General features: G+C 72.3%; 11 protein-coding genes. 7 read left to right on the top strand and 4 right to left on the bottom strand.

The features are described from left to right. Positions 1-167: 167 nt before the first annotated feature. Both ACFVS6_RS25155 and ACFVS6_RS25150 read left to right on the top strand, forming a co-directional pair. Positions 168-746 (top strand): DUF4365 domain-containing protein, encoded by a 579-nt coding sequence (locus tag ACFVS6_RS25155; protein ID WP_389707083.1) that lies wholly within the window; start codon positions 168-170, stop codon positions 744-746. Further along, positions 746-1,966 (top strand): hypothetical protein, encoded by a 1,221-nt coding sequence (locus ACFVS6_RS25150; protein ID WP_389707081.1) that lies wholly within the window; start codon positions 746-748, stop codon positions 1,964-1,966. The genes ACFVS6_RS25155 and ACFVS6_RS25150 overlap by 1 nt, the downstream gene beginning before the upstream one ends. 24 nt (positions 1,967-1,990) lie before the next feature. Here the strand turns inward: ACFVS6_RS25150 and ACFVS6_RS25145 are convergent, their stop codons facing one another. Continuing rightward, entirely contained in the window at positions 1,991-2,464 is a 474-nt protein-coding gene (locus ACFVS6_RS25145) for a GNAT family N-acetyltransferase (protein ID WP_389707080.1), read from the bottom strand. Between the two features lie 209 nt (positions 2,465-2,673). On the opposite strand from ACFVS6_RS25145, the gene thrS reads away from it, so the two are divergent. Beyond that, positions 2,674-4,650 carry a threonine--tRNA ligase gene (thrS, locus tag ACFVS6_RS25140; protein WP_389707078.1) on the top strand — a complete coding sequence of 659 codons (1,977 nt, stop codon included), beginning with the start codon at positions 2,674-2,676 and terminating at the stop codon, positions 4,648-4,650. Positions 4,651-4,730: 80 nt separating this feature from the next. Then, positions 4,731-5,291: an HIT domain-containing protein gene (locus ACFVS6_RS25135; protein WP_281205820.1), complete on the top strand. Its 561-nt coding sequence runs from the start codon at positions 4,731-4,733 to the stop codon at positions 5,289-5,291. 111 nt (positions 5,292-5,402) lie between these two features. Here the strand turns inward: ACFVS6_RS25135 and ACFVS6_RS25130 are convergent, their stop codons facing one another. The 3 genes from ACFVS6_RS25130 to ACFVS6_RS25120 all read right to left on the bottom strand — a co-directional run bounded on the left by ACFVS6_RS25130 (position 5,403) and on the right by ACFVS6_RS25120 (position 9,942). Next, positions 5,403-5,804 (bottom strand): DUF1992 domain-containing protein, encoded by a 402-nt coding sequence (locus ACFVS6_RS25130; protein ID WP_389707076.1) that lies wholly within the window; start codon positions 5,802-5,804, stop codon positions 5,403-5,405. Positions 5,805-5,852: 48 nt separating this feature from the next. Further along, positions 5,853-7,541 carry a hypothetical protein gene (locus tag ACFVS6_RS25125; protein ID WP_389707074.1) on the bottom strand — a complete coding sequence of 563 codons (1,689 nt, stop codon included), beginning with the start codon at positions 7,539-7,541 and terminating at the stop codon, positions 5,853-5,855. A 196-nt stretch (positions 7,542-7,737) separates the two neighbouring features. Continuing rightward, on the bottom strand, positions 7,738-9,942 hold the full coding sequence (locus ACFVS6_RS25120) for an elongation factor G-like protein EF-G2 (protein WP_389707073.1): 2,205 nt from the start codon (positions 9,940-9,942) through the stop codon (positions 7,738-7,740). A 243-nt stretch (positions 9,943-10,185) separates the two neighbouring features. On the opposite strand from ACFVS6_RS25120, the gene pgsA reads away from it, so the two are divergent. Genes pgsA through ACFVS6_RS25105 form a run of 3 tightly spaced genes read left to right on the top strand, consistent with a single transcriptional unit; the run spans position 10,186 to position 12,943 of the window. Next, entirely contained in the window at positions 10,186-10,869 is a 684-nt protein-coding gene (gene pgsA / locus ACFVS6_RS25115) for a phosphatidylinositol phosphate synthase (protein WP_389707071.1), read from the top strand. Continuing rightward, positions 10,869-11,771 (top strand): phosphatidylinositol mannoside acyltransferase, encoded by a 903-nt coding sequence (locus tag ACFVS6_RS25110; RefSeq protein ID WP_389707069.1) that lies wholly within the window; start codon positions 10,869-10,871, stop codon positions 11,769-11,771. The genes pgsA and ACFVS6_RS25110 overlap by 1 nt, the downstream gene beginning before the upstream one ends. Then, on the top strand, positions 11,771-12,943 hold the full coding sequence (locus tag ACFVS6_RS25105) for a glycosyltransferase family 4 protein (protein ID WP_389707068.1): 1,173 nt from the start codon (positions 11,771-11,773) through the stop codon (positions 12,941-12,943). Before ACFVS6_RS25110 ends, ACFVS6_RS25105 begins: the two co-directional genes overlap by 1 nt. Positions 12,944-12,968 lie beyond the last annotated feature (25 nt).

The raw sequence follows: 12,968 nt of genomic DNA, 5'->3' as shown, positions 1-12,968 counted from the left end.
CGGAGCGTGCCACCCCCGCCCGCTTCGGTGATACCCGGGCTGTTTGCCCCGTACGCCGTTTGCGGCCCCCCGGGTGCGGAGACAACTCAACAGGGGGGCCGCACACATGACCGGTCGTCACCCCGACACCACTCACGGCAGGGCCCGGAAGGCATGGGGAGCCGGCCATGGCGCTCGCACAGCCCGAACCGGGCGGGGTGCTGCAGACACGGTCCGGTCCCGCGACCGGACCGCTGCGCGGCACGCTCGCCACCACCGCCTGCATGGAGACCCTCCAGGTGGGCTACCTCCACGCCGTCGCCGCCGCGGCCGGCTGCTCGCTGTCCCAGCCGTTTCCGGACAACGGCATCGACTGGCACGTCAGCCACGGCGCGCCCGAACACGTCGTCGACGACGAGGTGACCGTCAAGGTGCAGCTGAAGGCCACCTACCAGGTGCCGCCGAGTCCGCCGGGCGACACCTTCGGCTTCACCCTCGACAACGAACACCTGGTGAAACTGGCCCGCACGCCGGTCGCCGTCCACAAGATCCTCGTCGTCATGCTCGTACCGCGGGAGCGCGACCAGTGGCTGAGCGCCGGACACGACCGGCTCGACCTGCGGCACTGCTGCTACTGGACCAACCTCGCCGGACACCCCGTGACCGGCCGGCGCCGGACCACCGTACGGATCCCGACCACGCGGATCTTCGACGACCGGGCGCTGTGCGAGATCATGACCCGGGTCGGGTCGGGAGGGACACCTTGATGAACCGGCAGCCACCCCACCTCGAACCGCTGTCGTCCCCGGAACCGGAACCGGGCGTGCCCGATCCCGCCCGGGTCGACCCCCAGGTGCTCGGCGCCCTGCTGCGCCGTCACGGCTGGCTCCGGCGCGGCGGCGCGGCGGGCCGCTACGGCCGGTGGACCCCGCCGCCCGGCCGGCCGACGGGCGGCGCCGCCAGCCTGCTCGTCCCCGAGAGCCGCGCCTTCCCCGACTGCTCCGACCTGCTGGAGGAAGCGCTGACGGCGCTCTCCCGCAGCGGTCTCCCGTCGGCCCGGGAGGTCCTCTTCGGGCTGAGCGTTCCCAGCGACGAGGTCCGCTGGGAGCGCGAGATCATCCCCGAGGGCCCGTACGGCCGCCAGGGCGACGCCGTCTGGACGGTGCAGGAACAGCTCCGCTCGGCGGCCCGCCGGATGCTGCTGGCCGGGGCGCTCGCCGACCGGGCACGGGCCGGCTACTACGGCGCCCGCCACCGGGCCCAGGCCGAACGCACCCTGGACGGAGTCCTGGTGGGCCCCTCCCCGGGTGGCCGCAGGCTCACCGCCTACGTCCCCGTCGGCGGCGGCCGCGGTCCCGTGACCCGGCTGCACCACGCGCTGCACGCGGCCCGCGAGGCCGTGGACTACCGACGGGCCACCGGAGGCATGGAGGCCTTCGACGCGGCCGTCGCCGCCGGCGTCAGCCGTGAACTCGCCGACGCGCTCATCGCCCTGGTGCGCGGCTCGGAGGGGGTCCGCATCGCGCTGGCCTGGGCGCCCGCGGCCGGGGTCCCCGCGGGGTGCGCCGCCCGGCCCGAACCGGTGGAGTTCTCACCGGGCGACCTGCCCGTGCTGCGCGAGGCCGCCGACCGGTACACCCGGGACGAGCCGGCCGTCGCCGTCCGCGTCGCCGGAGCGGTGGTGCGGATGCGCCGCTCGGCCGCCGGGGGAGGGGGCACCGTACGACTGCGGGTGCTGGCGGGCGCCGAGGTGCCGTACGTACGGGCCGCGCTCGACGAGGAGGCGTACCGCATCGCGGGCCACGCCCACCTGGTCGGCCTGCCCGTCCGGGTCAGCGGCCGCCTGCAGCGCCGCGGCGGCTTCCGCCGGCTCACCGGGGCCACCGACGTGACGCCGGTGCCGCTGGACGAGGTCGAGCGGGACCGCCTGATGAAGACCCTGGACGCGGCCTTCGACCCGCAGGACGTGCTCCCCTCGGACGAATAGTCCCGCGGCGCGCTGCCGGAACGGTCAGGGGGCGGGGCGGGTGAAGTGCGCCATGAGCAGGTCCGGGACCGGTGAGAAGTCCGCGCCCCGGACCATGCCGAGGCCCTCGTACAGGGCCACGGCGGGGGCGTTCGACGCGCCCGTGGTGACCTCGACCGTGCGGTCCGGGAAGGTCTCGTCGAGGAGGTGGCGCATCAGCCGGGAGGCGACGCCCCGACGGAACCACGCCGGGTCCACGCACAGCCGGTCGATCCCGATGGCCCCGTCGGGCTCCCGCGCCCAGGCGAGGAAGCCCGCGATCGAGCCGTCGTCGGAGACGGCCCCCGACCAGTGCAGCGGCCGCTCCCGCATCTCCTGGAGGCTCTCGCGCAGCGCGGGTATGCCGTCGAAGCCGATCAGGGCCGCCTCCACCGCGTAGGAGGCGCGGCCGATCCGGTGCACCGCGACGGCGGTGGCCTCGTCGGTCAGGTCGAGCGGACGCAGCAGCAGGTTCGGCATGCGGGGTCGGGTTTCCCTTCGGGGGCGGGCGGGACGGGGCGCGGGCGGCCCCCACGCTACCCACGGCCGCGGCCCGCACGGGCCCCGCGGGCCCCCGTGGGGCCGCTGGACGCGTACGACCGTCAACCGTTTCGCTGCGCGGGCACTCGGCTCGGTACGATTCAGGCGCGCAGTGTTCGCTCGCGCACCCCCTGAGTCAGGAGAGACCGGTGTCAGACGTCCGTGTGATCATCCAACGCGATTCCGAGCGGGACGAGCGCGTGGTGGCCACGGGCACTACGGCGGCCGAGCTCTTCGCCGGCGAGCGCACCATCGTCGCCGCCCGCGTCGCGGGTGAGCTGAAGGACCTCGCGTACGAGGTGAAGGACGGCGAGACCGTCGAACCGGTGGAGATCTCCTCCGAGGACGGCCTCAACATCCTGCGGCACTCGACCGCCCACGTCATGGCGCAGGCCGTGCAGGAGCTCTTCCCCGAGGCCAAGCTGGGCATCGGCCCGCCGGTCCGGGACGGCTTCTACTACGACTTCGACGTCGCGAAGCCCTTCACCCCCGAGGACCTCAAGGTCATCGAGAAGAAGATGCAGGAGATCCAGAAGCGCGGGCAGAGGTTCGCCCGTCGCGTGGTCTCCGACGAGGCGGCCCGCGAGGAGCTCGCCGACGAGCCGTACAAGCTGGAGCTCATCGGCATCAAGGGCTCGGCCTCCACCGACGACGGCGCGAACGTCGAGGTGGGCGGCGGCGAGCTGACCATCTACGACAACCTCGACGCCAAGACCGGCGAGCTGTGCTGGAAGGACCTCTGTCGCGGTCCCCACCTGCCCACCACCCGCAACATCCCGGCGTTCAAGCTGATGCGCAACGCGGCCGCCTACTGGCGCGGCAGCGAGAAGAACCCGATGCTCCAGCGCATCTACGGCACCGCGTGGCCGTCGAAGGACGAGCTGAAGGCCCACCTCGACTTCCTCGCCGAGGCAGAGAAGCGCGACCACCGCAAGCTCGGCAACGAGCTCGACCTCTTCTCCATCCCGGACGAGATCGGTTCCGGCCTCGCCGTCTTCCACCCGCGCGGCGGCATCATCCGCCGGGTCATGGAGGACTACTCGCGCCGCCGGCACGAGGAGGAGGGCTACGAGTTCGTCTACTCCCCGCACGCCACCAAGGGCGCCCTCTTCGAGAAGAGCGGCCACCTGGACTGGTACGCGGAGGGCATGTACCCCCCCATGCAGCTCGACGGTGGTACCGACTACTACCTCAAGCCCATGAACTGCCCGATGCACAACCTGATCTTCGACGCGCGCGGCCGCTCCTACCGTGAACTGCCGCTGCGCCTCTTCGAGTTCGGCACCGTGTACCGGTACGAGAAGTCGGGCGTCGTGCACGGCCTGACCCGTGCCCGGGGCTTCACGCAGGACGACGCGCACATCTACTGCACCCGTGAGCAGATGGCGGAGGAGCTCGACCGCACGCTCACCTTCGTGCTGAACCTGCTGCGCGACTACGGCCTGACCGACTTCTACCTGGAGCTCTCCACCAAGGACCCGGAGAAGTTCGTCGGCTCGGACGAGGTCTGGGAGGAGGCCACCGCCGTCCTCCAGCAGGTCGCCGAGAAGCAGGGCCTCCCGCTGACCCCCGACCCGGGCGGCGCGGCCTTCTACGGCCCGAAGATCTCCGTGCAGGCGCGCGACGCCATCGGCCGCACCTGGCAGATGTCGACCGTCCAGCTCGACTTCAACCTGCCGGAGCGCTTCGACCTGGAGTACACCGGCCCGGACGGCTCGCGCCAGCGCCCGGTCATGATCCACCGCGCCCTGTTCGGCTCCATCGAGCGGTTCTTCGCGGTCCTGCTGGAGCACTACGCGGGCGCCATGCCGCCGTGGCTCGCCCCGGTCCAGGCCGTCGGCATCCCGATCGGCGACGGGCACGTGGACTACCTGCGGGAGTTCGCGGCCGAGGCGAAGAAGCAGGGCCTGCGGGTCGAGGTGGACGCCTCCTCCGACCGCATGCAGAAGAAGATCCGCAACCACCAGAAGCTCAAGGTCCCGTTCATGATCATCGTCGGTGACGAGGACATGGCCGCGGGCACCGTCTCCTTCCGCTACCGCGACGGTTCGCAGGAGAACGGCATCGCCAAGGACGAGGCACTGGCCAAGCTGGCCAAGGTCGTCGCCGACCGCGTCCAGGTCTGATCCGGGGCACGACGGCACGGCGGGCCCCCGGAAAGTGATCACTTTCCGGGGGCCTTCCTCGTACGTGCGGGCGAGGTCATATGCTGCATCCCATGACGATTGAGCCGGAGCAGCAGGGCGGAGTGGGCACGCAGGACGCGTTCCAGCGTCTGTGGACGCCCCACCGGATGGCCTACATCCAGGGGGAGAACAAGCCGACCGGCCCGGAGGCCGGGGACGGCTGTCCCTTCTGCGGGCTTCGGGAGATGTCCGACGAGGACGGGCTGATCGTGGCGCGGGGCGAGCACGTGTACGCGGTGCTCAACCTCTACCCCTACAACGGTGGCCACCTGCTGGTCGTCCCGTACCGGCACGTCGCCGACTACACGGAGCTCGACGGCCCCGAGACGGCCGAGCTGGCGGACCTGACGAAGCGGGCCATGACGGCGCTGCGCAAGGCCTCCGGGGCGCACGGCTTCAACATCGGGCTGAACCAGGGTGCGGCCGCCGGCGCCGGCATCGCGGCCCACCTGCACCAGCACATCGTGCCGCGCTGGGGCGGGGACGCGAACTTCATGCCGGTCGTCGGGCACACCCGGGTGCTGCCGCAACTCCTCGCGGAGACCCGCCAGATGCTTTCGGACGCCTGGCCGGTCGACTGACCGCCACGAACGGGGCGGGCCCACCGGCCCGCCCCGCCTCCGTGCCCGGGGCCCGTCGTCGCCCGGGGCCCGTCGTCAGGTTCCCGTCCGTCCGCCTCGCGGCGTCCGGCCTCAGGACGGGCGGGCGGCGCGCCATTCGGCCAGGACGGCCTCGATGTCGAACTCGGTCAGGTTCAGGGGCGGACCCGGCGGGGGCATGCGCAGGGCCGCCGCGATCTTCTCGTTGACCTCGGTGAGGACCGCCCGTACCTGACGCTCGGAACGGGCCGCACGGGCCGTCTCCAGGGCGTCCTCCGCCTCCTTGCGCAGCGCGAGCGCCGGCGGCAGCGAGGAGAAGCCCTCGCGGTGCATCTTCCCCCTGATCCACCACAGCTCGTCATACGGCGCGTCCAGCGAGGCCATGGGCTTGCCCCAGCCCGGCAGCTTCTCGAACTCGCCCCGGGCCTCGGCTTCACGGATCTGCCGGTCCACGAAGGACTCGAAGCTGACGCCGGGCGGTTTGCGCTCGGTCACGGCACCTCCTCGGGTTCCCCCGCCCGCGGCGGGACTCCTCCAGCGTACTTACTCGTACACGTCCGCCTTGCGGGGGGAAGGCTCCTGGATCATGCCGCTCATGATCGAGGAACGGTTGGTGAAGCGGTCGGTGTCGACGCCGTTCTCCTCCAGCACCTTGAACGTCGCCGCGTGCACGGACCGCAGCACCGGAGCGACCGTGCGCAGCGCGTCGTCCGCCATGAAGCGGTGGCGCCACATCGAGCCGGCCCAGACGTGCCGCAGCCCGAAGGGCTCGGGCAGGACCAGCTTGCCGCCGAAGTGCTCCAGCAGCGGCGGGTACCAGGTCAGCGGCGCGCGGACGGCCAGCCGGACGACCTCGGAGGCGTCGACGAGCCGCAGCGGGCGCTCCACGGTCTCCCAGAAGCGCACCGACTTCGGGACCTCGACCACCGGGGCCTTCGACTTGGTGGTGAACAGGCCGTGCACGGGGCCGAGGGCGTGGGCGGTGACGTCCACGCGAAGGGTCTTGTAGAGCACGGTGACGGTGACCAGCATGGTGATGACGAGCTGGCCGTCCCAGAGCGGGTACTGGATGCCCAGGTAGTGCCGGTTGCCCGCGCTGAACTGCTGCTCGTTGCAGATCCTGGTGATCTCGTGCGGCTTCACCAGGAAGGTGTCGACGTTCTCGCCGCCGGGCCGGGCCACCTCGCCCGCGCCCTCGCCGACGGGCGTGACGATCCAGTGCTGGATGGAGGCCGCCGGGAAACCGCCGGTGTGCAGGGGTCCGCGCTCCAGCTTGCGCAACTGGGTGTCGATCGCGCGTATGACGTCCCAGCTGCGGAACGGGTGGATCTCGTGGCCCTCGGTCGCGGGGGTCAGTTCCTCGGCCATCTGCCAGCTGCCCCAGCGGGTGCCCATGCCGAGGATGCCCTTGGGGCCGGCGTAGAACACGGAGTTGCTGCGGTCCTCGGCGGTGAGCTTCGCCAGCTGGTGGCGCAGGTCCTCGCGGGCCTTCTCGTCGGGGTTGCCGGGCACCGCGTCGGGGATCTTGGCGGCGACCCCGCCGCCGCCGAGCAGACCGTCCCAGCGGGACCGCAGGTCGGCGGCGGTGTTCTCGCAGATCCGGCGGGCCAGGTACCAGCCGACGACCGGGGCGGCGAGCGAGGCGAGCAGATAGAGCTCCAGGAAGCCGCTGCCGGGCTCGCGCTTGATCACCCGGTACAGCAGGATCGCGGCGAAGAGGGCGATGGCGACGAGCAGCGCCGTCCCGATCCAGCCCGTCTTGCGGCCCTCGCCCTTCGACAGGGACTTGCGCAGTTGGAAGAGGCCCAGCCACAGCAGCGTCCCGGGGAGGAACAACACCCCGCAGACCAGCGTGATCATGCGGAGGCGGCGGTCGCGGTCCTTGCGGATGCGGGAGGCGGCCAGGCAGTGCTCCACGACGGTCTGCGGGTCGGCGCCGAAGGACTGGATGAGGGGCTTGCGGCCGGCTCCCAGGGTGCGGGCCTCCACCGCGCGGCAGAAGGCCTCCCCGAGGTTCGGTTCGAAGAGGGAGAGCTTGGGCTCCTTGACCGTGGCCGGGTGCAGCTCGCTGTTGGCCCCGAGTATGGAGGACAGCTTGGTGTCCTTGCCGCCGTCGCGGTACGCGGCGGAGGCGAGCGCGTTGGTCGCCGCGGTCTGGCCGCCGCTCCCCTGGAGAGGAATCTGTGCCCCGGGCCTGAAGTCGAATCCGTCGTCCGCCACCGCTGCCCCCATCGCCGTGCCACTGTGCTCTTTGCCGTGCTGTTCCCGGGCCGCTCGCTCCGCGGCGTGCGGCCCGCTGTCGTTTCGTCGTGTCGCCCGATGTGCTCCCCGCCGCGCCGAAGAGCTTATCGGCGGACGTCGCCGCATGGTCATGGGACAGGGAAATACCGCCCACCGCAAGCCGGTTGGATGGGCGGTCACCCTGGCGCTATGTCAGATGGCTTCCCTTCTCGGCCTGTTCGCGCACCTTGTCCGCGATCGGCGCGGGCATCGGTTCGTGCCGGGCGTACGCCCGCGTGAACCGGCCCGTGCCGTGGGAGACGGAGCGCAGGTCCACGGCGTACCGGTCGATCTCGATCTCCGGGACCTCGGCGCGCACCCGGGTCCGGCCGGCGCCCGCCTGCTCGGTGCCGACGACGCGGCCGCGCCGACCGGCGAGGTCGCTCATGACCGGGCCGACGTACTCGTCGGGCACGAGGACGTCGAGTTCGGCGACGGGCTCCAGGAGGTGGATCGCGGCGTCGGCGGCGGCCTCGCGCAGGGCCAGGGCGCCCGCGGTCTGGAACGCGGCGTCGGAGGAGTCCACGGAGTGCGCCTTGCCGTCGCGCAGGATGATCCGTACGTCGACCAGCGGATGGCCCGTCGCCAGCCCGCGGGCGGCCTGGGCGCGGACGCCCTTCTCCACGGACGGGATGAACTGGCGGGGGACCGAGCCGCCGACGACCTTGTCGACGAACTCGATGCCGCTGCCGGGCGGCAGCGGCTCGACCTCGATCTCGCAGATGGCGAACTGGCCGTGGCCGCCGGACTGCTTGACGTGCCGGCCGCGGCCGGTGGCCTTGGTGCCGAAGGTCTCGCGCAGGCTCACCTTGTGGGCGACGGGGTCGACCTGGACTCCGTAGCGGCTCCGCAGCCGCTCCAGCGCGACGTCCTGGTGGGCCTCGCCGAGGCACCACAGGACGAGCTGGTGCGTGTGCGGGTTCTGCTCCAACCGCATGGTGGGGTCCTCGGCGACGAGGCGGGCCAGCCCCTGGGACAGCTTGTCCTCGTCGGCCTTGCTGTGGGCCTCGATGGCGAGGGGGAGCAGCGGCTCGGGCATCCGCCAGGGCTCCATCAGGAGCGGGGACTCCTTGGCGGACAGGGTGTCCCCGGTCTCGGCGCGGGTGAGTTTCGCCACGCAGGCGAGGTCGCCCGCGATGCACTGGCCGAGGATCCGCTGCTGCTTGCCGAAGGGGGAGGTGAGGGCGCCGGTCCGCTCGTCGATGTCGTGGTCCTCGTGGCCGCGGTCCGCGAGGCCGTGGCCGCTGACGTGGACGGCCTGCTCGGGGCGCAGGGTGCCGGAGAAGACGCGGACGAGGGAGACGCGGCCGACGTACGGGTCGGAGGAGGTCTTGACGACCTCGGCGAGCAGCGGTCCGGCCGGATCGCAGGTGGCCTCGGGGCGCGGGGCGCCGTCGGGCGAGGTGACGGTGAGCGGGGCGCGTTCCAGCGGGGTGGGGAAGCCGCCCGTGATCAGTTCGAGGAGTTCGACGGTGCCGAGGCCCTGGCGGGCGCCGTCGGCGGCGGGGGCGGCCATCAGCACGGGGTGGAAGGTGCCGCGCGCGACGGCCCGCTCCAGGTCGTCGACCAGCGTCTTCAGGTCGATGTCCTCGCCGCCGAGGTAGCGGTCCATCAGGCCCTCGTCCTCGCTCTCCGCGATGATCCCCTCGATGAGGCGGGAGCGGGCGGAGTCGATGAGGGCGAGTTCGGCGGGGTCCGGATCGCGCTCCACGCGCTCGCCCGAGGTGTAGTCGTGCACGCGCCGGGAGAGGAGGCCCAGCAGGCCCGTGACCGGGGCGTGGCCGTCGGCGCCGGCCGGTCCGTGCAGCGGCAGGTACAGGGGGACGACGGCGTCCGGGTCGTCCCCGCCGAAGATCTCCCCGCAGATGTCGGTCATCTGCGCGTAGTCGGCGCGGGCTGCCTCCAAATGGGTGACGACGATGGCGCGCGGCATGCCGACGGCCTCGCACTCGTCCCAGACCATCCGGGTGGCCCCGTCGATGCCGTCCGAGGCCGAGACGACGAAGAGGGCCGCGTCCGCGGCGCGCAGACCGGCCCTGAGTTCCCCGACGAAGTCGGCGTATCCGGGAGTGTCCAGGATGTTGATCTTGATTCCGGCCCATTCGACGGGGACCAGCGAGAGCTGCACGGACCGGTGCCGGCGCTGCTCGATCTCGTCGTAGTCGGAGACGGACGTGCCGTCCTCGACCCGGCCGGCCCTGTTCACGGCCCCGGAGGTGAGGGCCAGCGCCTCGACCAGAGTGGTCTTCCCGGCGCCGCTGTGGCCGACCAGCACGACGTTCCGTACGGAAGCGGGGCGGTCGGCCGTCAGTGCCCTGCCGGCGGCCCCGGCTTGGTGTGATGTGGCTCCCATGGTGCTCGTGCCTCCCGGTGTCGCGGTGAGGAGGGGTGAACGGGGTCCTACGAGCTTTGCACCGCCGTCACACTGCGTCCATACGTCGTACCCCGGCCGGCCCGGGGCGCGAACCGGACCCCCCGGGCGGATTGCCGGGAGCGAACCGGTGGGTGCGCGGCCGTGCGGGCCCCGGGCGCCGGCTACGATGGGCCAGCCGGTGGCCGTGGTGGCCGTGCGGCCCAGCGACCCTCCGGGAAGGCCATGCTGAACAAGTACGCGCGTGCATTCTTCACGCGTGTTCTCACGCCGTTCGCCGCGTTTCTCCTCCGTCGGGGGGTGAGCCCCGACGCGGTCACCCTCATCGGCACCGCCGGCGTGGTGGCCGGAGCGCTGGTCTTCTTCCCCAGGGGCGAGTTCTTCTGGGGCACGATCACCATCACCCTCTTCGTGTTCTCCGACCTGGTGGACGGGAACATGGCCCGCCAGGCCGGCGTCTCCAGCCGGTGGGGCGCGTTCCTCGACTCCACCCTCGACCGGGTGGCGGACGCGGCGATCTTCGGCGGGCTCGCGCTCTGGTACGCGGGCTCCGGGAACGACAACGTCCTCTGCGCGGTGGCGATCTTCTGCCTGGCCAGCGGCCAGGTGGTCTCCTACACCAAGGCCCGCGGCGAGTCGATCGGGCTTCCGGTCGCCGTCAACGGGCTCATCGAGCGGGCCGAGCGGCTGGTGATCTCCCTGGTCGCGGCCGGCCTGTCCGGCCTCCAGACCTTCGGGGTGCCCTCGTGGATCGGCGTCCTGCTGCCGATCGCCCTGTGGGTCGTCGCCGTCGGCTCGCTCGTCACCCTGATCCAGCGGGTGGTCACCGTACGCCGTGAGGCGGCCGAGGCGGACGCCGCCGAGGCGGCCACCGGACCCCAGTCCTCCACCGAGAGCGGTACCACCTGATGGGCACGGCGCAGGACAAGCTGGTCGACGGTCTGTACGGGCTCGGCTGGGCGGGGGTGAAGAAGCTCCCCGAGCCGGCCGCGGTCGCCCTCGGCCGCAGGATCGCGGACGTGGTCTGGAAGCGCCGCGGCAAGAGCGTGCTCCGCCTGGAGTCCAACCTGGCCAGGGTGGTCCCCGACGCCTCGCCCGAGCGACTGCGGGAACTCTCCAAGGCGGGCATGCGCTCGTACATGCGCTACTGGATGGAATCGTTCCGGCTGCCGACGATGAACCCGGAACGCTTCGGCAAGGAAGTCCTGTTCAAGGACGAGCACCTGCTGCGCGAAGCCCTCGCCAGTGGGCGCGGGGTCGTCGTCGCCCTGCCCCACCTGGCCAACTGGGACCTCGCCGGGGCCTGGGCCATCGGCCACATCGGCGTCCCGTTCACCACCGTCGCCGAACGCCTCAAGCCCGAGTCCCTCTACGACCGCTTCGTGGCCTACCGGGAGAGCCTCGGCATGGAGGTCCTGCCGCACAGCGGCGGCGCCGCCTTCGGCACCCTGGCCCGCCGGCTGCGCTCCGGCGGCCTGGTCTGCCTCGTCGCGGACCGGGACCTGTCGTCCTCCGGCGTCGAGGTGGACTTCTTCGGCGCCACCGCCCGCATGCCCGCCGGGCCCGCCCTGCTGGCCCAGCAGACGGGGGCGGTGCTGCTCCCGGCGACCCTGCACTACGGGGACTCGCCGACGATGTACGGCCGGATCCACCCCGAGGTCCCGGTGCCGGGGACCGGGACGCGGATCGAGAAGACCGCCACGATGACGCAGGCCGTCGCGGACGCCTTCGCCGAGGGCATCGCCGAACACCCGCAGGACTGGCACATGCTGCAACGGCTGTGGCTGGACGACCTGGAGGAGCGCCCGTAGTGAAGATCGGCATCGTGTGCCCGTACTCGTGGGACGTCCCGGGCGGCGTCCAGTTCCACATCCGTGACCTGGCGGAACACCTGATCCGCCTCGGCCACGAGGTGTCGGTGCTGGCCCCGGCCGACGACGAGACCCCCCTGCCGCCCTACGTGGTCTCGGCGGGACGGGCGGTGCCGGTGCCCTACAACGGGTCCGTCGCCCGGCTGAACTTCGGCTTCCTGTCGGCGGCCCGCGTACGACGCTGGCTGCACGACGGGGTCTTCGACGTCATCCACATCCACGAGCCGGCCTCCCCCTCGCTGGGGCTGCTGTCCTGCTGGGCCGCCCAGGGGCCGATCGTGGCCACCTTCCACACCTCCAACCCGCGCTCCCGCGCCATGATCGCCGCGTACCCGATCCTCCAGCCGGCCCTGGAGAAGATCAGCGCGCGGATCGCGGTCAGCGAGTACGCCCGGCGCACCCTCGTGGAACACCTGGGCGGGGACGCCGTCGTCATCCCGAACGGGGTGGACGTCGACTTCTTCGCCGACGCCGATCCCAAGGCGGAGTGGGGCGGCCGGACCCTCGGATTCATCGGCCGCATCGACGAACCCCGCAAGGGCCTGCCCGTCCTCATGGCCGCCTTCCCGCAGATCGTCGAGGCCTGCCCGGACGTGCGCCTGCTGGTCGCCGGCCGCGGCGACGAGGAGGAGGCGGTGGCCTCCCTGCCCGCGGAACTGCGCTCACGCGTCGAGTTCCTCGGCATGGTCTCCGACGAGGACAAGGCCCGCCTGCTGCGCAGCGTGGACGTCTACGTCGCCCCCAACACCGGCGGCGAGAGCTTCGGGATCATCCTGGTCGAGGCGCTGTCCGCCGGAGCCGCCGTCCTGGCCTCCGACCTCGACGCCTTCGCCCAGGTCCTGGACCAGGGCGCGGCCGGCGAACTCTTCGCGAACGAGGACTCGGCCTCCCTCGCCGCCGCGGCCGTCGCCCTGCTCCGCGACCCGGCCCGACGGGCCGAACTGAGCGCCCGCGGCTCCGCCCACGTACGGCGCTTCGACTGGTCGACGGTCGGCGCGGACATCCTCGCCGTCTACGAGACCGTCACCGACGGCGCGGCCGCGGTCGCCGCCGACGAGCGGGTGCCCCTGCGCACCCGACTCGGCTTCTCGCGGGACTCCACGGGCTCCTGAGACCCGGGCGCGGGCGGCGGCGCCC

Origin of the sequence: Streptomyces sp. NPDC057939 (assembly GCF_042887545.1) — a bacterium.
GTDB lineage: Bacteria > Actinomycetota > Actinomycetes > Streptomycetales > Streptomycetaceae > Streptomyces.
The sequence above is the reverse complement of the archived record's forward strand: the minus strand, read 5'-3'. Positions and strand labels throughout refer to the sequence as shown.